The 23,932-nt window shown below is 73.7% G+C and carries 2 protein-coding genes (both only partly in view); both read right to left on the reverse strand.

From position 1 onward, the window contains the following. On the reverse strand, positions 1-17,211 hold the 5' portion of the coding sequence (locus AB0K12_RS27635) for a non-ribosomal peptide synthase/polyketide synthase (protein ID WP_364567111.1). Its footprint begins 4,827 nt before the window's first position; only the first 17,211 of its 22,038 coding nucleotides appear in the window; the start codon lies at positions 17,209-17,211; the stop codon falls past the left edge of the window. Further along, positions 17,211-23,932, reverse strand: partial view of a non-ribosomal peptide synthase/polyketide synthase gene (locus tag AB0K12_RS27640; RefSeq protein WP_364567114.1) — the 3' end only. Its footprint extends 12,295 nt past the window's final position; the window shows 6,722 of its 19,017 coding nt (coding positions 12,296-19,017); its start codon lies off the right edge, out of view; its stop codon occupies positions 17,211-17,213. Before AB0K12_RS27640 ends, AB0K12_RS27635 begins: the two co-directional genes overlap by 1 nt.

The raw sequence follows: 23,932 nt of genomic DNA on the forward strand, positions 1-23,932 counted from the left end.
CGGATCCCGATCCACCTGCGCCTCGAACAGCTCCGCCACCGTCCCCGCCAACGACCCCTCAGGACCAGTCCCCCAGGAAGCCAGCCGCTCAAGATCCGCCGCGTCCAGCACCCCCACCTCTGCCAATGAGGTGTCCGGAGCCGACTCCAACGCCTCGACCACGTTCTCCACGACCGTGCGGACCAGCCCGGCCACGACCTCCGCGTCCACCCCGGCGACCGCATCCACCACGACCGACATCGCGTCGCCCCGGTCATCCACCGCCACCGACAGCGGATAGTTGGTGCGGTCGATCACCCGCACCACCCGGACGCCGTCGAGCTCCGGCGCCTCGTCCGTCTCGTCGGCGGTGCTGCGCTGGTAGTTGAGGATCGAGGTGAACAGCGGCGCGTCGGCGGGCACCCCGCTCGAACGCTGGGCCACGGCCAGCGGCGCGTGCTCGTGCACCAGCAGCCCCGCCAGCTGCCCGCGCATCCCGGACACCACCTCACCGACCCCGGCACCCAGCCGCACCCGCACCGGCAGCGTGTTGATGAACGGACCAGGAACCCGATCAGCCCCCACCCCCGCGTTCATCCGCCCGAACAGCACCGTCCCGAACACCACGTCCACACGCCCCGACACCGCCCCCAGCACCCGGGCCCACACCACGTGCATCACGGTGGCAGGGCTGACGGCCAGGCGTCTGGCAACGTCCCGTACGCGGGTGGTCAGGCCGGCGTCGATCTGCGCGACGGCGCGCCGCACGTCGGTGCCGTCGCCGCGTACGTCCAGGAGCCCGAACGGCGCCGTAGGTTCTTCCACGTCACCCAGGAGCCCTGCGAAGAAGCGCTCGTGCTCCTCCTCACGGACCCCGCTCCTGGCCTGAGCCACGAAGTTGCGGAACGGCACCGGCTCGGCCAGCTCACCACCGCGCCCGCCGAGGAACGCGGCCACTTCGGTGAGCAGCACGTCGGTGCCGGTGCGGTCCTGGACCATGTGGTGCATGCGGACCATGGCCAGCCACCGCTCGGAGCCGGGCACGCGGGCGGTGCACAGATCCAGCAGGGGCGCGCGGCCGAGGTCCATGGACAGTCCTGCGGTGGCGATGAGCTGATCGACGAGGTCGCCGCCGGAGGCGTCCAGCTCCACCGTCTCGACCGGCAGCACGGCCCGCCGCCACACCACCTGGACAGGCTCCCGCAGCCCTTCCCAGGCCAGCGACGTCCGGAAGATGTCGTGCCGGTCGATGACCCGCTGCAACGCCGTCACCAGCTCGTCCAGCCGTTCCCTTGACTCGAACTCGAGGACGACCGGCCGCATGTAGACGTCGCCGCCACCACCCGCGAGCAGGTGGTGGAACAGCAGACCTTCCTGCAGCGGCGCCAGCGGGTAGATGTCGGCGACGTTGGCCGCGCCGCCCGGCACCCCAGAGGCGATCCGGTCGAGCTCCGCCTGCGACAGGCTGACGAGCGGCACCATCTCGGGCGTGATCTCATGGGCGCCTTCGGGGACGGCGCTGGGCGGCGCCTCCACGCGGGCCTCCTCGGCGACGGCCTCCGCGAGCCCGGCCACGGTCGGCGTCTCGAACAACGCACGCACCGACACCGACACCCCGCGCGCCCGCAACCGCTCGACCAGCGACACCACCAGCAGCGAGTGACCGCCCAGCGCGAAGAAGTCGTCCTCCACGCCCACCCGCTCCAGGCCCAGCACCTCGGCGAACGCCGCGCACAGCAGCTCCTCGCGGGCATTCGCGGGCGGCCGGCCGCCGCCACCGGAGTACTCGGGCGCGGGCAGGGCCTTGCGGTCCACCTTGCCGTTCGAGGTCAGCGGCAGCTCCGCCAGCGTGACCACCGCCGACGGCACCATGTGCTCGGGCAGGCGGGCGGCGGCGTGGCGGCGCACCTCGTCCGGCAGGTCGGGGCCGTCGTCGTGCGGGACGACGTACGCGACGAGCCGCACCTCCCCCGGCGTGTCCTCGCGGGCGATCACGGCGGCCTGCGCCACCAGCGGGCTCGCGGCGATGACGGCCTGGATCTCGCCGGGTTCGACGCGGAAGCCGCGTACCTTGACCTGGTCGTCGACCCGGCCGGCGAACACGAGTTGCCCGTCGGCGGTCCACTTGGCGAGGTCGCCGGTCCGGTACATGCGCCCGCCGAAGGGGCAGGCCACGAACCGTTCTGCGGTCAGCCCGGGACGGCCGACGTAGCCGCGGGCCAGGGCGGGGCCTGCGACGTACAGCTCGCCCGCGACGCCCACGGGCACCGGCGCGAGGTTGCCGTCCAGCACCAGCACGCGCGTGTTGCCGATGGGCCGGCCGAGCGGCACGACCCCGCCGGCGACCAGGCCGGGGGTGAGGCGTCCCGTGACGACGCCGATCGTGGTCTCGGTGGGCCCGTAGTGGTTGAACACCGCGCGCTCGCCGGCGGCGGCGAGCAGGTCGGCCACCCATTCCGGCGGCGCGGCCTCGCCGCCCAGCACCAGCGACCGGCCGGGCAGCACCCCTTCCAGGTCCCGCGTCCCCAGCGCCGCGAGGTGCGAGGGCACCGCCTTGAGGTGGTCGATGCGGTGCTCGGCCAGGTAGGACGCGACCGCGGCCGGGTCGGTGACCTGGTCGGCGTCGAGGATGTGCAGGCGTCCGCCGGTGGCCAGGCTGGCGAACAGCACGGTGTTGCCGAGGTCGGTGGTCGGCGCCTGCAGCAGCGCGTGGGCGGCGCCCGGCGCGCCGAGCCCGACCTGCGGCGGCACGCAGGTCACGTAGTTGGCCAGCGCGCCGTGGGTGACGGCCACGCCCTTGGGGCGGCCCGTCGAGCCCGAGGTGTAGATCACGTACGCGGTCCCGCCGGCCCTCGTCACCGTGTCAGGCGCGCTCTCCGGCACGGCAGCGAGGTGGGCGGCGGTCATGGGGTCGTCGAGGGCGACCATGCGCAGGCGTCCCGCGGGCAGCTCCTCCAGGATCTCCTCGACGGTCAGCAGCAGCATCGCCCTGCTGTCGGCCAGCATGTACGCGGTCCGCTCCACGGGCTGCCCCGGGTCGATGGGCAGGTAGGCGCCACCGGCCTTCCACACGGCGAGCATCGCGGCCACGGCGTCCACGCCGCGCGGCAGGCACAGCCCGACCACCGACTCGGGGCCGACGCCCTGGGCCGCGAGGTACCGGGCGAGCCGGTTCGCCTCGGCGTCCAGATCGGCGTACGTGAGGTCGGTGCCCGCGCAGGTCACGGCCACCGCGCCCGGCGTACGGGCGGCCTGCGCGGCGAACAGCTCCGCCACGGACGCGGCCGGCACGTCCACGGCCTGGCCGTTCCACTCCCGCAGCATCAGCTCCCGCTCGGCGGGTCCCGCCACGTCCACCGCGCCCACCCGCAGCCCCGGGTCGGCGGTCAGCGCCTCCAGCACGCGGACCCACCGCTCGGCGATGCGCCGCGCCGTCCCCGCCTCGAACAGGTCGGCCGCGACGGTCACCGAGCAGGACACGCCGGCCGGGGTGCCGTCCTCGCAGAACGACTCCCCCACCAGCACGTCGAGGTCGAACTTGGCGGACGACAGCCCCGCCGGCATGCCGCTCGCCTCGACGCCCGGCAGGTCGAGCACCGCTTCGACGGTGTCCTGCTTGGTGAAGACGACCTGGAAGAGCGGGTGCCGCGCCAGCGACCTGGACGGTGCGAGCTCCTCCACCAGGCGTTCGAACGGCACGTCCTGGTGGGCGAAGGCGCCCAGGTTCGCCGCCCGCACCCTGGCCAGCACCTCGCGGAACGTCGGGTTCCCCGACAGGTCCGTGCGCAGCACCAGCGCGTTGACGAAGCAGCCGACCAGCCCGTCCAGCGCCTCGTCCGTACGTCCCGCGCTGGCCGACCCGACCACGATGTCGTCACCGGCGCCGAGGCGGGACAGCAGGACGGCGAGCGCGCCCTCCAGCACCATGAACGGCGTGACGCCCTCGGCCCGCGCCACCTCCCTCAGCCGGGCGTGCACCTCGGCGCCCACCCGCGCGCCCGCCTGGTGGCCGCGGTGGCTGGCGACGGCCGGGCGTGGACGGTCGAACGGCAGCGGCAGCTCCTGAGGCGCGCCGTCCAGCGTGTCCCGCCAGTAGGCGACCTGGCGGGAGATGACGCTGCCGGGGTCGTCCTCGTCGCCGAGCAGGTCGCGCTGCCAGAGCGCGTAGTCGGCGTACTGGACGGGCAGTTCCCGCCAGGCGGGGGCGCGGCCTTCCCTGCGGGCCGCGTACGCGGTGGAGACGTCCTGCGCGAGCGGGCCCATCGACCAGCCGTCACCGGCGATGTGGTGCACGGCCATGACGAGGACGTGCTCGTCGGGGCTCGCGGACAGGAGCGCGGCGCGTACCGGGATCTCCGATGACACGTCGAAGGCGTGGCCGACGACGGCGTCCACGGCCGCGTCGCGGTCGGCGCCCGCGTCCATGATGTGCAGCGTCCAGCCGGTCTCGTCCATGCCGAGCACGTGCTGGTACGGCTCGCCGTCGTGGGCGGGGAAGATCGTGCGCAGGGACTCGTGCCGGTCGAGCACGTCCCGCATGGCGGCGGCCAGGGCCTCGCGGTCGAGGTGGCCGGTCAGCTTCAGCATGACGGGCACGTTGTACGTGGCGCTCGGGCCCTCCAGCTGCTGGATGAACCAGAGGCGGCGCTGTGCGTACGAGAGCGGCACCCGTTCCGGACGTGGCCGCGCGGTCAGGGGTGTCCTGGCCCGGTCGCCGTCGGTGAGGCGGGCGGCGAGGCCGGCGACCGTCGGGCACTCGAACAGGGTGCGGACGGCCACCTCCGTGCCGAGCACGGACCTGATCCGGCTGATCAGCCGTACGGCCAGCAGCGAGTGGCCGCCCAGGTCGAAGAAGTCGTCGTCCACGCCCACCCGGTCCAGGCCGAGGACGTCGGCGAACAGGCCGCACAGGATCTCTTCGCGCGCGTCGGCGGGCCCCCGACCGGCCGCCGACACAGGGATCTCGGGCGCGGGCAGGGCGCGGCGGTCCAGCTTGCCGTTGGCGTTCAACGGCAGGGCCTCCAGCTCCACCACCGCCGCCGGCACCATGTGGCCGGGCAGGCGGTCGGCGGTGAACCGCCGCACTCCCTCCGCCACGCCGGGCTCATCCGGGACGATGTAGGCGACCAGCGTGTCCTCCCGGGCCACCACCACGGCCTGGGCCACCGAAGGATGCGCCGCCAGCACGGTTTCGATCTCGCCCGGCTCCACCCGGAACCCACGCACCTTGACCTGCTCATCGACCCGGCCGAGGTACTCCACCTCACCGTCGGCGTTCCACCGCGCCAAGTCACCGGTGCGATACATGCGACCGCCATAGGGGCACGCCACGAACCGCTCCGCCGTCAACCCAGGCCGCCTCACATACCCCCGCGCCAACCCGGCACCGGCGATGTAGAGCTCGCCCGCCGCGCCCACCGGGACCGGCCGCAACCCCTGATCGAGGACATACAGGCGCGTGTTGGTCAGCGGCCGGCCGATCGGCGGCGCGCCCGAGGTGGTGCCGTGCCAGGCCGCCGCATACACCGTGGCCTCGGTCGGGCCGTAGATGTTGTCCACCCGCGCACCCGGCAGCGCCTCCCTCACCGCGCGCATGACCGGCGCGCTCAGCGCCTCACCGGCCAGCACCACGCGGCCGGGCCGCGCCGTCGTCTCGGCCAGGACCTGCGACAGCGCCGAGGGCACCGCGCTGACCAGCGACACCTCCCACGACCGGCCACGATCAGCCAACGCCAGCAGGTCGTCGACGATCTCGATCGAGCCACCCGACACCAGCGGCGCGAAGATCTCGAAGACCGACACATCGAAACTCAGCGACGTCGCCGCCAGCACCCGCGACAACTCGCTGAACGTGCACGCGGCCCAGTGCAGCAGATTGGCCAGCGACCGGTGCTCGACCAGCACGCCCTTCGGACGCCCGGTGGAGCCCGACGTGTAGATCACATAAGCCGGATGCTCCGGCCGCAGCCCCACCCTGCGGACCGGCCCCTCGGCGCCAACCGCGTCGTCCACGACCAGCACCGGACCCGGCACCACGGCCGCTGTCGCCGCAGAGACGAGCACCGTCACAGGGCGGGCATCCTCCACCAGGTAGGCGATGCGTTCGGCGGGGTAACTGACGTCGATCGGAAGATAGGCGCCGCCCGCCTTCAACACGCCGAACACGGCCACGATCAGGTCGATGCCGCGTTCGAGCGCCACCCCCACGATCGACTCCGGCCCCACCCCACGCCCGACGAGCGCGTTCGCGAGCCGATCCGACCGAGCGTCCAGCTCCGCATAGCTCACCCCGACGCCCTCACACACCACGGCCACCGCATCCGGCGTCCGCGCGACCTGCGCCTCGAACAAATCCACCACAGTCGCGTCCAGCACGGTCGCGGCGGTGTCGTTCCACTCCTCCAGCACGCGCCGTTCGCGCTCATCCAGCACCCCGACCACCGCCAGCGGCGTCCCCGTGTCGGCCTCCAAGGCGTGCACCAGGTTGCCGACCGTCGTGCACAGCACCTCGGCGACCAGCACGGGGTCGATGGGCGCCACCGCGCCGACCACCACCCGGAGCCGGTCGCCGTCGTCGTTCACGGAGACCAGCAGGGGGTAGTTCGTGTGTTCCTGCGAGTAGGCGACCTCGATGCCGTCGAAGGCGTCCGGGGCCTGGTCGTCACCGCCGTTGTGCCGGTAGTTGAACAGCGAGGTGAACAGCGGCGCATCTCCTGGCACCCCGCTCGCCCGCTGCGCCACCGCCAGCGAGGCGTGCTCGTGCGCCAGCAGCTCCGCCAGCTGCCCCCGCATCCCAATGACCGCCTGCGCGACCCCGGTCTCACCGACCCGCACCCGGACCGGCAGCGTGTTGATGTAAGGCCCGGGAACGCGGTCCGCGCCGGCGCCCGCGTTCATGCGGCCGAACAACACCGTCCCGAACACCACGTCGTCCCGGCCCGACACCGCCGCCAGGACCCGAGCCCACGCCACATGCAGCACCGTCGCCGGGCTCACCCCCAGCCCGCGCGCCACCCGCCGCACCCCGGCCGCCACCTCACCGGCGATCGGGACCTGAACCTCCCTGACGTCGGCCCCGCTTCCCCGCACGTCCACCACACCGAACGGCGCGGTCGTCTCCTCGACGTCACCGAGCAGGCCGGCGAAGAAGCGCTCGTGCTCTTCGGTGCTCGCGCTGTTACGGGCCTGGGCCACGAAGTCGCGGAACGGCAGCGGCTCGGGCAGCTCGTCACCGCGCCCGTCCAGGAAGGCCGCCACCTCGCCCAACACCACCTCCAAACCCAGGTGGTCCTGCACCAGGTGATGCACCCGCACCAGAGCGAACCAGCGGTCATCGTCCTGCCTGACGTGCACATCCAGGAGCGGCGCGCGGCCCACGTCCATCGACAAACCCACCGTGGCCACCAGATCACCCGTCACCTCGGACACGGGCAGCACCGCACGTCGCCACACCACCTGGACCGGCTCCGGCAGCCCCTCCCACATCACCGCCGTACGGAAGATGTCGTGCCGGTCGATCACCCGCTGCAACGCCTCCGTGAAAGCGTCCAGCCGCGCCCGGGACTCGAAGGCCAGCACGGTCGGCGTCACATACGCGTCCTCGCCACCCTCGGCGAGCAGATGGTGGAAGAGCAGACCTTCCTGAAGCGGGGCCAACGGGTAGATGTCGGCTACGTTCGCCGCACCCCCCGGCACCCCGGCCACGATCCGGTCGATGTCCGCCTGGGACAGCTCCACCAGCGGCAGCATGTCCGGGGTGATCCCCGTGGCGTCGTCGGGGATCGCGTTCGGCGGCACCACGACCTGCTCGACCCCGGCCACCGCGGCGAGCCCCGCCACCGTCGGCGTCTGGAACAGCGCCCGCACCGACACCGCCACACCCCGCGCCCGAAGCCACTCCACCAGGGAGACGACCAGCAGCGAGTGGCCCCCCAAAGCGAAGAAGTCATCGTCGACCCCGACCCGCTCGAGGCCGAGCACGTGCGCGAACCCCTCGCACAGCAGCTCCTCGCGCGGGTTCGCCGGGCCGCGGCTGCCGACCGTGTACTCGGGTGCCGGCAGGGCTTTGCGGTCCAGTTTGTCGTTGGCGTTGAGGGGCAGCGCGTCGAGCGGGACCACGGCGGCGGGCACCATGTGGGCGGGCAGCCGGACGGCGACGAAGCGCCGTACCGACGCGGCGAGGCCGGCCGGGGCGACGGCCGGGACGACGTACGCGACCAGCCGCTTGTCCCCGGGCCGGTCCTCGCGGACGACCACCGCCGCCTGCGCGACGTCAGGATGCTCCAGCACCACGGCCTGGATCTCGCCCGGCTCGATGCGCATGCCGCGGATCTTCACCTGGTCGTCGGAGCGGCCGACGAACACCAGCTCACCGTCCGCGTTCCACTTGGCCACGTCGCCGGTGCGGTACATGCGCTCGCCGGGGCCGCCGAAGGGGCAGGCGACGAACCGCTCGGCGGTCAGCCCGTGACGTCCCGCGTAGCCGCGGGCGAGGCCGGCGCCCGCGAGATACAGCTCGCCCGCCACGCCCACCGGGGCCGGGGCCAGCCATTCGTCCAGGACGTAGACCCGCGTGTTCGCGATGGGGCGGCCGATCGGCACCTCGGTCACGCCGGGCCGGCAGCGCCAGGCGACCGCGTCGATGGTGGTCTCCACCGGCCCGTAGCCGTTGTACATGGCGCGTCCTGGGCTCCACCGGTCCACCAGGGCGGGGGTGAGGGCCTCGCCGCCGACGTCCAGCACGACGCCGGGCGCGACGGAGCCCTCCTCCATGCCGGCCAGCACCGCGGGCGACAGCACGGCGTGGGTGACCGCGTGCTCCGCCAGGAAGCTCGACAGCGCGGATCCGGCGCGCCGGTCGGCGGGCACCACGACGAGGGTCGCGCCGGTCAGCAGCGCCAGCACCCATTCCAGGCCGAACTGGTCGAAGCCCACCGACGCGAACTGCAGGATCCGCGACCCCGGCCCGATGGGCTCCGGGTATCGCCTGGCCAGCGCGGTCGCGGTGTTGGCCAGGCCGCCGTGGGTGACGGCCACGCCCTTCGGGCGGCCGGTCGAGCCCGAGGTGTAGATGACGTACGCCAGGTGCTCCGGCGACAGGGCGGCGCGCGCTTCCGCGGGTAGGGGCGCGCCGGAGTGCGCCGCCACGTCGGGACCGTCGAGCCGCAGCACGGGGACGTCCTCGGCGACGAGCGCCGCCGTCTCGGCGTTCACCACGGTGACGACCGGCGCCGCGTCGCGCAGCATCCACTCCACCCGCGCCGCCGGGTGGTCGGGGTCGACCAGCAGGTACGCGCCGCTCGCCTTCAGCACGCCGAGCACGGCGATCAGCACGTCCACGCCCCTGCCGAGCACGACCGCCACCAGGGCCTCGGGGCCGACGCCGCGGGCGAGCAGCAGCCGGGCCAGCCGGTTCGCCCGCGCGTCCAGGTCGCCGTACGTCACCTCGCGCCCGTCCCACACCACGGCCACGTCGCCGGGCCGGGTCGCGGCCCTGGTCTCGAACCGTTCGACGACCAGCGCGGGGTCCACGTCCACGGCGGAGTCGTTCCAGTCGGTCAGCGTGCGGCGGCGCTCGTCCGCGCTGATGGCCTCGATCGCCGACAGCGGCCGGTCGGGGTCCTCTGCCAGCGCGGCGAGCACGAGGGCCCAATGCCCGGCGAGCCGCGTGGTGGTGCCGGGTTCGAAGACGTCGGCGGCGGCAGTCACGGCGCCGCGCAGTCCTGCGGGGTCGCCGTGCTCGTCGAACGACTCCGCCACCAGCACGTCCAGATCGACCTTGGCCGCCGCGCCGGTCGCCGGCAGCCCCGCCGCGCGCACGCCCGGCAGGTCGAGCACGGCGTCGGCGTTGTTCTGCAGGGTGAGCATGACCTGGAAGAGGGGGTGGCGGGAGAGCGACCGCGACGGCGCCAGCTCCTCCACCAGGCGTTCGAACGGCACGTCCTGGTGGGCGAGACCGGCCACGCTCGCCGCCCGCACCCGGCCCAGCACCTCGCGGAACGTCGGATCCCCCGACAGGTCCGCGCGCAGCACCAGCGTGTTGACGAAGAACCCGACCAGGTCGTCCAGCGCCTCGTCCGTGCGCCCGGCGTGCGCCGCGCCGATCGGGACGTCCCGGCCCCCGCCCAGCTTGGCCAGCAGCACCGCGAGCGCCGCCTGCAACACCATGAAGGTGGTCGCGCCCTCGGCCCGCGCCACCCGCGCCAGCCGGGCGTGCACGTCGGCGGGCACCTCGAAGGGCGCGAGATGGCCCTGGTGGCCGGGCAGGCCGGGGCGTGCGCGGTCGAAGGGCAGCGTCAGCTCCTCCGGTGCACCGGCGAGCGTCTCCCGCCAGTAGGCGACCTGGCGGGACAGCAGGCTGCCCGGGTCGTCCTCGGCGCCCAGCAGGTCGCGCTGCCACAGGGCATAGTCGGCGTACTGGACCGGCAGCGGCTCCCAGGCCGGGGCCCGTCCCGCCTGGCGGGCTTCGTAGGCCGCCGACAGGTCCCTGGCCAGCGGCGCCATCGACCAGCCGTCCACGGCGATGTGGTGGGCGACGACGACGAGCACCTGCCTGCCGGGCGCGGTGCTCAGCAGCGACGCCCTGATCGGCGGCTCGGTGGTCAGGTCGAAGGTGTGGGCGCAGGCCCGGCCGATCGCGTCCTCGGCGTCCAGCGGCGCCACCTCGGCGACCGGCAGCTCCCAGTCCAGCTCGTCCAGGTGAAGGACCCGCTGGTACGGCTCTCCGTCCACGATCGGGTAGACCGTCCGCAGCACCTCATGCCGGTCGAGCACGTCGCGGAAGGCCGCTTCCAGCGCCGCGCGGTCGAGGTCGCCGGTCAGTTCCAGGACGACGGGGATGTTGTAGGCGGGGCTCGGCCCCTCCAGCCGGTTGATGAACCACAGGCGGCGCTGGGCGTACGACAGGGGCACCCGCTCGGGCCGTCCCCGCACGGCCAGGGGCGCCCGCGCCGCGCGTGCCTCGTCCAGCCGCTCCATGAGCGCGGCCGGCGTCGGCGCGTCGAACAGCGTCCTGACGCTCACCTCGGCGCCGAGCACGGTGCGGATCCTGCTGACCAGCCGCACCGCCAGCAGGGAGTGGCCGCCGACGGCGAAGAAGTCGTCGTCCATGCCGACCTCGGGCCGGCCGAGCACGTCCGCGAACGCCGCGCACAGCAGCTCCTCGCGGGGCCCGGACGGCCGCCGCCCCACGGGGCCCGCCGTTTCGGCGGGCAGCGCCCTGCGGTCGAGCTTGCCGTTGACGGTCAGCGGCAGCGACTCCAGCACCGTCACGGACGGCACCATGTAGTGGGGCAGGCGGCGGGCCGCGAATGCGCGTACCGACTCGGCCAGGCCCTCGCCCTCGCCCTCGCCCTCGGCGGCGGCGGCGGGCACCACGTAGGCGGCGAGCCGCCGGTCGCCGCGCTCGTCGTCGCGCGCGATCACCGCGGCCCGCGCCACGCCGGGGTGCTCGGCGACGACGGCCTGCACCTCGCCGGGCTCGATCCGGAAGCCGCGGATCTTGACCTGGTCGTCGGCGCGTCCCAGGAACACCAGGTCGCCGTCCGCGGTCCATTTCGCGACGTCGCCCGTGCGGTACATGCGCTCGCCCGCGCCGCCGAACGGGCAGGCCACGAACCGCTCCGCCGTCAGCGCCGGCCGGTAGCCGCGCGCCAGGCCCGCGCCCGCCAGGTACAGCTCGCCCGCCGCGCCCACGGGGACCGGCCGCAGCCGCCGGTCGAGCACGTACGCCCTGGTGTTCGCGATCGGCCGGCCGATCGGCACCTCGTCGACGCCGGGACGGCAGCGCCAGACCGTGGCGTCCACCGTGGTCTCGGTCGGGCCGTAGGTGTTGAACATGACCCGTCCCGCCGCCCAGCGGTCCACCACCTCGCGCGGGCACGCCTCGCCGCCCACCTCGATGACCATGTCCGGCGGGACGGCGTCCGGGTCCAGCCCGGCCAGCACCTGGGGCGGCAGCCACACGTGCGTCACCCGCTCCTCGGTCAGGAACGTCGCCAGGTCGGCCCCGGCCCGGCGGTCCTGCGGCACCACGACCAGCGTCGCGCCGGACACCAGCGCCACCGACCAGTCCGTACAGAAGATGTCGAACCCGGGCGAGGCGAACTGCGCCACCCGCGACGCGGGCCCGGTGCCCACGCACGCCACCGCGGCCTCCACCGTGTTGGCGAACGCGCCGTGCGGCACCACCACCGGCTTCGGGCGGCCCGTCGAACCGGAGGTGTAGATGACGTAGGCCGGCTGTCGCGGCAGCGGGCGTTCCCGGAGCGGGGTGTCCGGCAGGGCGGCCAGCTCGGCCGCGACCGCCGGGTCGTCCAGCGCCACCACGGAGGCGTCCCCTGGCGTGTCCGCCCGTCCGACGACCACCACCGGCCGGGCGTCGGCCAGGATGCCGGCGATGCGGTCCGCGGGGTGGCTCACGTCGATGGACAGGTACGCGGCGCCCGCCTTGAGCACGCCGAGCACGGCCGCGACGAGGTCGATGCCGCGCTCCAGCGCGACGCCGACGATCGACTCAGGGCCCGCGCCGCGCGCGATGAGCAGGCGGGCCAGCCGGTTCGCCCGCGCGTCCAGCTCGGCGTAGGTCACCTGCGTTCCTTCGCAGGTCACGGCCACCGCGTCGGGCGTCCGCGCGGCCTGCGCCTCGACGCCCGCGACGACCGAGGTCAGGTGGGTCTCCGCCGTCGTGTCGTTCCACTCGTCGAGCAGCCGGTGCCGCTCGTCCTCGTCCAGGACGCCGATCGCCGCGAGCGGTGTGCCGGCGTCGGCGTGGACGAGGTTCTCGACGGCCGTGGCGAGCAGGGCGCCCACCGCGTGCGGGTCGATCGGCGGCACGACGTCGACCACCAGGCCGAGGGTGCGGCCGTCGTCGTCCACGGCCACGGAGAGGGGGAAGTTGTCGCGCTGCTGGGAGAAGGCGATCGTGATGCCGTCGAAGGTGTCGGTTACCTGGTCGTCGGCGCTGTTGTGTCGGTAGTTGAACAGCGAGGTGAACAGCGGCGCATCTCCTGGCACCCCGCTCGCCCGCTGCGCCACCGCGAGAGAGGCGTGCTCGTGCGCCAGCAGCTCCGCCAGCTGCCCCCGCATCCCAATGACCGCCTGCGCGACCCCGGTCTCACCGACCCGCACCCGGACCGGCAGCGTGTTGATGTAAGGCCCAGGGACCCGGTCGGCGCCGGCGCCCGCGTTCATGCGGCCGAACAACACCGTCCCGAACACCACGTCGTCCCGCCCGGCCACTGCTGCCAGCACCCGGGCCCACGCCACATGCAGCACCGTCGCCGGGCTCACGCCGAGCTCGCGCGCCACCCGCCGCACCCCGGCCGCCACCTCGTCGGGGACCGGCACGCGTGCGCGCCGCGTGTCGTCGCTGCCGCCACGGACGTCCATGAGGCCGAACGGCGCGGTCGTCTCCTCGACGTCACCGAGCAGGCCGGCGAAGAAGCGCTCGTGCTCTTCGGTGCTCGCGCTGTTACGGGCCTGGGCCACGAAGTCGCGGAACGGCAGCGGCTCGGGCAGCTCGTCACCGCGCCCGTCCAGGAAGGCCGCCACCTCGCCCAACACCACCTCCAAACCCAGGTGGTCCTGCACCAGGTGATGCACCCGCACCAGAGCGAACCAGCGGTCATCGTCCTGCCTGACGTGCACATCCAGCAGGGGCGCGCGGCCCACGTCCATCGACAGACCCACCGTGGCCACCAGATCACCCGTCACCTCGGACACGGGCAGCACCGCACGTCGCCACACCACCTGGACCGGCTCCGGCAGCCCCTCCCACATCACCGCCGTACGGAAGATGTCGTGCCGGTCGATCACCCGCTGCAACGCCTCCGTGAAGGCGTCCAGCCGAGTGCGTGTGTCGAAGGCCAGCACCGTGGGCGTCACGTAAGCGTCGTCGCCACCCTCGGCGAGCAGATGGTGGAAGAGCAGACCTTCCTGAAGCGGGGCCAACGGGTAGATGTCGGCCACGTTCGCCGCGCCGTCCGGCACTGCCGCCGTGATCCGGTCGATGTCCGCCTGGGACAGCTCCACCAGCGGCAGCATCTCGGGCGTGATCTCCGTGGCGTCCGGCGGGATCAGGTTCGCCGGTGTCGCCACGCGCTCCGCCTCGACGGTTGCGGCCAGTTCCGCGACCGTCGGTGTCTGGAACAGGGCGCGTACCGGCACGCTGACCCCGCGCTCGCGCAGCCACTCCACCAGGGAGACCACCATCAGCGAGTGGCCGCCCAGGGCGAAGAAGTCGTCGTCCACGCCGACCCGCTCCAGGCCGAGCACGTGCGCGAACCCCTCGCACAGCAGCTCCTCGCGCGGGTTGGCCGGGCCACGACCACCCACGGCGTACTCGGGGACGGGCAGGGCCTTGCGGTCGAGCTTGCCGTTCGCGGTCAGGGGCAACCCTGCCAGCGCCACCACGGCCGACGGCACCATGTGGGCCGGCAGGCGGTCGGCGACGAAGCGCCGTACCGAGCCGGCCAGGTCCTCACGGTCGCCGGCCGGGACGACGTACGCGACCAGCCGCTTGTCCCCAGGCCGGTCCTCGCGGACGACCACCGCCGCCTGCGTCACGTCGGGATGCTCCAGCACCACCGCACGGACCTCGCCCGGCTCGACGCGGAAGCCGCGGATCTTCACCTGGTCGTCCACGCGGGACAGGAACACCAGCTCGCCGTCCGGCGTCCACCGCACGCGGTCGCCTGTCCGGTACATGCGCTCACCGAGGCCGCCGAACGGGCAGGCCACGAACCGCTCGCCGGTCAGCCCGGCCCGGTTGACGTAGCCGCGCGCCACGCCGGCGCCGGCGACGTACAGCTCGCCGGCGGCGCCCACCGGCACCGGCGACAGCCACTCGTCCAGGACGAACACCCGCGTGTTCGCGATCGGCCGGCCGATCGGCACGACGCCGGCCGCCACGCGTCCCGGGTCCAGCCGCGTCGTGACGACGCCGATCGTGGTCTCGGTGGGTCCGTAGTGGTTGAACACCGGGCGGTCGCCGGCGGCCGCGAGCAGCCGCGCCACCCACTCGGGGGCGCCGGCCTCGCCGCCCAGCACCAGCGACCGTCCGGGCAGCACCCGCTCCAGGCCGGACGTCCCGAGCGCCGCGAGGTGCGAGGGCACCGCCTTGAAGTGGTCGATGCGCTGCTCGGCCAGGCCGGCCGCGACCGCCGCCGGGTCGGTGACCTGGTCGGCGTCGAGGACGTGCAGCCGGCCGCCGGAGACCAGGGCGGCCAGCAGCGCCGTGTTGCCGAGGTCGGTCGCCTGCCCCTGCAGCAGCGCGTAGGCGCGGCCGGGTTCGTCCCAGCCCAGGCGAGGCAGCACCGCCGAGGCGTAGTTGGCCAGCGCGCCGTGCGTCACCGCGACGCCTTTTGGCAGGCCGGTGGAGCCGGAGGTGTAGATGACGTAGGCGGGGTTGCGGGGGTCGGCCGGGCTGCCGGGCGCGGTGCCGGGCTCGCCGGCCAGCTGCGCCGCCGTCTCCGGGTCGTCCAGCGCGAGCGTGCGGACCGGCCACGCGGGCGATCCGCCGCGCGTCAGCAGCAGCACCGCCGCGCTGTCGGCCAGCATGTACGCGATCCGCTCCCCGGGCTGTTCTGGGTCGATGGGCAGGTACGCCGCCCCCGCCTTCCACACCGCCAGGATGGCCGCGATCATCTCCGTGCCCTGCGGCAGGCACAGGCCGACGACCGACTCCGGGCCGACGCCGTGCCCGATCAGGTGGTGCGCCAGCCGGTTGGCGCGGGCGTCGAGTGCGGCGTACGACACCTCGGTCCCGGCGTGCGTCACGGCCACGGCTTCGGGTGTTCTGGCCACCTGGGCTTCGAACAGGGCGGCCACGGACGGCGCGGCGACCGGCGTCCCCTGCGGGCTCCCGTCCTTGACCAGCCGATCGCGTTCACGTGCTCCCAGCACCCGCACGCCGGACAGGCGTACGGCGGGGTCGCCGGCCACCACGGTGAGCACGCGGGTCCACCAGCGGGCGAGGCGTTCGGCGGTGCCGGCGTCGAAGAGGTCGGCCGCCACGGTCAGCCAGCCGCGCAGCCCCGCCGGCGCGCCCCGCTCGTCGGACGTCTCGTCCATGTTCAGGGTGAGGTCGAACTTCGCGGACGACGCCTGCGCCGCGTCGTCCTCCTCGCCCGCCCGCACGCCGGCCAGCTCCAGGCTCGCCGCGGCGTTGTTCTGCAGGTTGAGCATCACCTGGAACAGGGGGTGGCGGGAGAGCGACCGCGACGGCGCCAGCTCCTCCACCAGGCGCTCGAACGGCACGTCCTGGTGGGCGAGACCGGCCACGCTCGCCGCCCGCACCCGGCCCAGCACCTCACGGAACGTCGGATCCCCCGACAGGTCGGCGCGCAGCACCAGCGTGTTGACGAAGAACCCGACCAGGTCGTTCAGGGCCTGGTCGGTCCGGCCGGCGTGCGCGGAGCCGATCGGGATGTCGCGGCCCGCGCCCAGCTTGGCCAGCAGCACCGCGAGGGAAGCCTGCAACGTCATGAAGAGGGTGGCCCGCTCGGTCCGGGCGATCTCGGCCAGCCGCCGGTGCACGTCGGCCGGGATCGTGACGGGCACCCTGATCCCGCGGTTGCTCGACACGGCCGGGCGCGGCCGGTCGTAGGGCAGGTCCAGCTCCTCGGGGATGCCGTCGAGCGTCTGCCGCCAGAACCCGATCTGCCGGGACAGGACGCTGCCCGGATCGTCCTCCGCGCCGAGCAGCTCCCGCTGCCACAACGTGTAGTCGGCGTACTGCACCGGCAGTGGCTCCCAGGCCGGGGCCCGACCGGCGCGGCGTGCCTCATAGGCGGCCGACAGGTCCCGGGCGAGCGGCCCCATCGACCAGCCGTCCGCCGCGATGTGGTGCGTCACCACCACCAGGACCTGTTCGCCCGGCCCCGCCACGAACAACCACGCCCGGATCGGCACCTCACGGGCGAGGTCGAAGGCGCACGCCTTCGCCTCCGCCACCGCACCGTCGAGACCGCCGGGGTCCACCTCGACGACCGACAGCTCCCACGCCAGCTCGTCCATGCTCAGGATCCGCTGGTACGGCTCACCCCCCTCGACCGGGAACACCGTCCGCAGCACCTCGTGCCGGCCGATGACGTCACGCAGCGCCACGGCGAGCGCGTCGCGGTCGAGGTCGCCGGTCAGCCGCAGGACGAAGGGCAGGTTGTAGGCGGCGTTCGGGCCCTCGAGCCGGTGGATGAACCACAGCCGGCGCTGCGCGAACGACAAGGGGATCATCAGGAGTCCTCCTGTCCGCGACGCATCGGCCGGAGCGCCGGACGCGATGGTCGTCCCTGTTCGATGCGGTGGGCCAGACCGGCCACCGTCGGCGTGTCGAAGACGTCGGCGATCCTGACCTCGACGCCGATGGCGTGCCGGATCGTGTTGACCAGCTGGATGGCCAGCAGGGAGTGGCCGCCCAGGGTGAAGAAGTCGTCGTCGGCGCCGACCCGTTCCAGGCCGAGCACCTGCGCGAACACCTCGCACAGCGCCTCTTCCTGCGGCGTGGCCGGGGCTCTCCCCTGGCCCGCCTGGTGTTCGGCGGAGGCGGGCAGGGCGGCGCGGTCGAGCTTGCCGTTGACGGTCAGGGGCAGCTCGTCGAGCACCACCACGGCCGAGGGCACCAGGTGGGCGGGCAGGCGGTCGGCGGCGTAGCGCCGGACGTCCTCCGCGTCGCCGCCCACGACGTAGGCGACCAGGCGTTTCTCTCCCCCGTCGTCGTGCACGATCACCGCCGCCTGGGACACGTCCGGGTGCGTGGCCAGCACCGCGCGCACTTCTCCGGGCTCGACCCGCATGCCGCGGATCTTCACCTGCTCGTCCACCCGGCCCACGAAGATCAGCTCGCCGTCGGCGGTCCAGCGGGCCACGTCTCCCGTCCGGTACATGCGGCCGCCGTACGGGCAGGCCACGAAACGCTCCGCCGTGAGGCCGGGCCGGCCGACATAGCCGCGCGCCACCTGGACGCCCGCGATGTAGACCTCGCCGGCGACGCCCGGCGGCACCGGCGTCAGGCGGTCGTCCAGCACGTACAGCCGGGTGTTGGCGATCGGCCGGCCGAACGGCACCGCCGAGCGGGTCCCGTTGTGCTCGACGAGGCCCTCGGCCACCATCACCGTCGCCTCCGTGGGGCCGTAGGTGTTGACCAGGCGGCGGCCCCACGACCAGCTGCGCGCCGTCCCGCTCGCGATCGGCTCCGCGCCCACGAGCAGCGCCTGGACGCCCGGCCAGTCGGCCGGGTCGATCACTTCAAGCAGCGACGGCACCACGCTGGCCGCGCACACCCGTTCCGTGGTCACCAGCTCGCGCAGCAGCCCGGCGTCGGTCCGCTCGGCGGGCAGCGCGACGACGAGGCGTCCGCCCCGGCTCAGGGTCACGGCGACGTCCAGCACGGAGGCGTCGAAGCCGAACGAGGCGAACTGCAGCACGCCGGCCCCCGGCCCGACGCCCATGATCGGGGCGAACACCTCGATGAGGTTCACCAGCCCTGCGTGCGCCACGCCCACGCCCTTCGGGGCGCCGGTCGAGCCCGAGGTGTAGATGACGTACGCCAGGCTCGAACCGTCGATCGCCACGTCCGGCCGTTCGTCCGGCAGGCTCGCCAGCCGGGCCGCCTCGGCGGGGTCGTTCATGACCACCCATTCGACGCCGGACGTCCGTGCGGCCAGCCCGACCCGCGCGCAGATGTCGCGGTCCGTCACCACGACCCGTACGCCGGCGTCGCGCAGCATGTACTCGGCCCGCTCGATCGGGTACTCGACGTCGATCGGCACGTACACGCCGCCCGCCTTCCAGACCGCGAGCAGCGCGACGACGGCGTCCACGCCGCGCTTGAACAGCACGCCGACCGGCGACTCAGGCCCCACGCCGTGCGCGATCAGGCGCCGGGCCAGCCGGTTCGCGCGGGCGTCGAGCTGCGCGTACGTCAGGTGGGCGCCGCCCGACACCACGGCCACCCCGTCGGGGGTGCGGTCGGCCTGCGCCTCGATCTCCCGCACCACCGACGTGGGCGGCAGCGCAGCCTGCCCGCCCTGCCAGGTGTCCAGCACCTGGCGCCGCTCGGCGTCGTCCAGCACGTCCACGGCGGAGAGCGGGGCGTCCATGAGGGTGTCGAGGCTCTCCAGCAGCCGCGCCCACCGGCGCGCCAGCCGCTCGACGCTCTCCTCCTCGAACAAGTCGGCCGCCGCGACCAGCGACCCCTGCAGCCCGGCCGGGGCGCCGTGTTCGTCGAAGACCTCGCCGACGTTGAAGTCGAGGTCGAAGCGGGCCGCCAGCACGCCCTTGGCGAGGTCCGAGTGGACCATGCCGGGCAGGTCCAGGGTGGCGTCGGTGTTGTTCTGGACGGTGAGCATCACCTGGAACAGCGGATGCCGGGCCAGCGACCGGGACGGGGCCAGCTCCTCCACCAACCGCTCGAACGGCACGTCCTGATGCGCCAGCGCCCCCAACGCCGCCTCCCGCACCCGCCCCAGCACTTCCCGAAGCGACGGGTCACCTGACACATCCGCCCGGATCACCAGCGTGTTGACGAAGAAGCCCGCCAGATCATCCAGCGCCTCATCCAACCGGCCCGCATGCGCCGACCCGATCGGCACGTCCCGCCCCGCCCCCAGCTTCGCCAGCATCACCGCCAGCACCGCCTGCAACAGCATGAACATCGTCACGCCCTCAGCCCGCGCCACCTCACCCAGCCGCGCGTGCACCTCCGCCGGCACCCGCAGCGGAACCTCCACGCCTCGATGCGACGCGACAGCCGGACGCGACCGATCCACCGGCAACGCCAGCTCCTCCGGGATCCCGTCCAGCGCCTCCCGCCAGAAGCCGACCTGCTTCGCCAGCACACTGCCCGGATCGTCCCGCTCCCCCAGCAACTCCCGCTGCCACAAGGCGTAATCGGCGTACTGCACGGGCAACGGCTCCCACACCGGCGCCCTGCCACGGGAACGAGCCTCGTATGCCAGCGACACGTCCCGCGCCAGCGGCCCCATCGACCACCCGTCCGCCGCGATGTGATGCGTCACCACCACCAGCGCCTGCTCCGAACCGGCCACGAACAACCACGCCCGGATCGGCACCTCGGACGCCAGATCGAAGGCGTACTCCTTCGCCTCGGCCACCGCCCCGGCCAGCTCGGCGGGATCCACCTCGACGACCGAGAGCTCCCAGTCGAGCGCCTCCCCGCTCAGCACCTGCTGGTACGGCTCGCCGTCGGCGGTCGGGAACACTGTCCGCAGCACCTCGTGCCGGCCGATGACGTCCCGCAAAGCCGCGCCCAGAGCGTCCCGGTCGACGTCACCGGTCAGCATCTGCGTGATCGGCAGGTTGTAGGTGGCGGTCGGCCCCTCCAACTGCTGGATGAACCACAGGCGGCGCTGCGCGAACGACAACGGCACCCGCTCAGGCCGCACCCGCGCCGTCAACGCAGGCCGAGCCTCATCCGCCTCCGCCAACCGCTCCGCCAGCCCCCTGACCGTCGGCGCCTCGAACAGGACCCGGATCTCCACCTCCACATCCAGGACCGCCCTGATCCGGCTCACCAGCCGCACCGCCAGCAGCGAGTGCCCGCCCAGGACGAAGAAGTCGTCGTCCACCCCGACCTCGGGCAGCCCGAGCACCTCGGCGAAGGCCGCACACAGCAGCTCCTCCCGCGCATCCGCCGGTCCCCTGCTCGCCCGCGTCACCTCCGGCGCCGGCAGCGCGCCTCGGTCGAGCTTGCCGTTCACGGTCAGCGGCAGCTCATCCAGCACCACCAGCGCCGACGGCACCATGAACTCCGGCAACCGCTCGCCCGCGAACCGCCGCACCGCCTCCGTCAGCTCGTCCGCCCCCACGTCAGCGGCCGGAACCAGGTAGCCGACCAGCCGCTTGTCCCCCGAGCCGTCCTCGCGCACCACCACCGCCGCGTCCGACACCCACCGATGCCGGGACAGCACCGCACGCACCTCGCCGGGCTCGATCCGCATGCCGCGGATCTTCACCTGCTCGTCCGCCCGCCCGACGTAGACCAGCTCACCGTCATCCCAGCGCGCCACATCGCCCGTGCGATACATCCGCCCGCCCCCGAACGGACACGCCACGAACCGCTCGGCCGTCAACCCCGGCCGGCCCACATACCCGCGCGCCACCCCCGGCCCCGCCACATAGACCTCGCCGGCGACTCCGACCGGAACCGGCGCCAACCGCTCGTCCAGAACCCAGACCCGGGTGTCGATGACCGGCCGCCCGATGGACACGCGGTCCGGGCCGCACTGCCACAAGGTGGCATCCACCGTCGTCTCGGACGGCCCATAGGAATTGAACATCCGCCGGCCGGTGCTCCAGCTCTCCAGCACGGCCGCCGTCAACGCCTCACCCGCCGCCGTCACCGTCACGCTCGCATCCAGCCCGGCCGGGTCCAGCCCCGCCAGCACCGCCGGCGGCAACGTCACATGCGACACCCGGAAGGCGTTCAGCGCCTGCAAAAGCGCCTCACCCAGCCGGGCTTCCTCGGGGACGATCGCCAGCGACGCCCCCGAAAGCAGCCCCAGCCACTCCCAGCCGAAGGTGTCGAAGCCGGGTGATGCGAACTGCGCCACCCGCGAGCCCTGCCCGATACCCAGCCAGCGTTGCTGCCCCTCGACCAGCGCGCCGATCCCGGCATGCGAGACCACCACACCCTTCGGCGCCCCCGTCGAACCGGACGTGAACATCACATACGCCGCCTGATCGACACGCAGCACACCCCGCTCATCGACTGACAACCGGCCGCCCGCCAGCTGCGCGAGCTCAGGGTCATCAGAAAGCACCACGTCGACGCCGTCGGGCAGGCAGTCCATCGTCCCCGGCGACGCGACCGCCACCCGCACCCCAGCCTGGCTGATCACCGACTCGATACGCGCTTCCGGGTAAGTGACATCCACCGGCAGATAAGCCGCGCCCGCCTTCAGCACCCCCAGCAGCGCCACGACCAGGTCCACGCCACGTTCCAGCGCCACCGCCACGACCGACTCCGCGCCTGCCCCGCGGCCCAGCAGCGCCCGGGCCAGCCGGTTCGCGCGGACCTCCACCTCGGCGAACGACACCTCCATGCCGTCGCTCACCACCGCCACCGCAGCCGGATCCCGATCCACCTGCGCCTCGAACAGCTCCGCCACCGTCCCCGCAAGCGAACCCGCGGAACCCGTGCCCCAGGAAGCCAAACGCTCAAGATCCGCCGCGTCCAGCACCCCCACCTCTGCCAATGAGGTGTCCGGAGCCGACTCCAAGGCCGTCAGCACGTTCTCCACGACCGTGCACACCAGCCCGGCCACGACCTCCGCGTCCACCCCGGCGACCGCATCCACCACCACCGACATCCCGTCGCCGTTGTCCTCGACGATGACCGAGAGGGGGTAGTTGGTCGGCTCCTCGGTGAAGACGACCCGGACGCCGGGCAGCCGGGTGTGGAGTTCGGCGCCGCCGTCCGCGTTGTGCCGGTAGTTGAAGATCGAGGTGAACAGCGGCAGGTCGGCGGGGACGCCGCTCGCGCGCTGGGCGACGGCCAGCGGCGCGTGCTCGTGCACGAGCAGGTCCGCCAGTTGGCCGCGCATCCCGGCCACGGCCGCCGCCACGTCGGCGTGGCCGAGCCGTACGCGGACCGGCAGCAGGTTCATGAAGGGGCCGGGGGCGCGGTCGGCGCCGGGGCCGGCGTTCATGCGGCCGAACAGGACGGTCCCGAACACCACGTCGTCCCGCCCCGACACCGCGCCCAGCACCCGGGCCCACACCACGTGCATCACGGTCGCCGGACTCACCCCGAGCCGCCGGGACACCTCGCGCAGGCGGCTCTCCAGCGCCGGGTCGAGATCGGACGTGGCCCGCTCGGCCCGGCCGCCGGTCTGGGTGTCGCGCAGTCCGAAGGGCGCGGTCGGTTCCTCGACGTCGCCCAGCAACCCGGCGAAGTACCGCTCGTGCTCTTCCTCGCTCACCCCGCGCCTGGCCTGCGCGACGAAGGTGCGGAACGGCACCGGCTCGCCCAGCTCACCACCACGCCCCGCCAGGAACGCCCCCACCTCGTCCAGCAGGATCTCCAGGCCCAGGTGGTCCTGCACGAGGTGGTGCATGCGGACCATGGCCAGCCACCGCTCGGAGCCGGGCACGCGGGCGGTGTGGACGTCCAGCAGGGGCGCCCGGCCGAGATCCATGGACGGGTCGGCGGCGGCGATCAGCTGCTCGACCAGGTCACCGCCGGAGGCGTCCAGCTCCACGGTCTCCACGGGCAGCGCGGCCTGCCGCCACACCACCTGGACCGGCTCCCGCACCCCCTCCCAGGCCAGCGACGTACGGAAGACGTCATGCCGGTCGACGACCCGCCGCAACGCCCCGACCACCTCGTCCAGCCGCTCCCGCGACGCGAACTCCAGCACCACCGGACGGGTGTAGACGTCCTGTCCGTCGCCCACCAGCAGGTGGTGGAAGAGCAGGCCCTCCTGCAGCGGCGCGAGGGGATAGACGTCCGCGACGTTCGCCGCCCCGCCCTCGACCCCCGCCACGATCCGGTCGATCTCCGCCTGCGACAGGCTCACCAGCGGCAGCATCTCCGGCGTGATCTCGCGCGCGCCTTCGGGGACGGCGCCGGCGGGTACGGCCATCGGCTCGGCGCCCGTCACCGCCGCCAGCCCGGCCACGGTCGGCGCCTGGAAGAACGCCCGCACCGACACCGTCACGCCGCGCGCCCGCAGCCACTCGACCAGCGACACCACCAGCAGCGAGTGACCGCCCAGCGCGAAGAAGTCGTCCTCCACGCCCACCCGCTCCAGCCCGAGCACGTGCGCGAAGCCCTCGCACAGCAGCTCTTCGCGGGCGTCGGCGGGGCCGCGCCCGGCGCCGCCGGACCGCTCGGGGGCAGGCAGGGCGTCGCGGTCGAGCTTGCCGTTGACGGTCACCGGCAACGCGTCCAGCACGACCACCGCCGACGGCACCATGTACTCGGGCAACCGCC

The sequence above is a fragment of the Nonomuraea sp. NPDC049419 genome (assembly GCF_040676995.1).
Lineage (GTDB): Bacteria > Actinomycetota > Actinomycetes > Streptosporangiales > Streptosporangiaceae > Nonomuraea > Nonomuraea salmonea.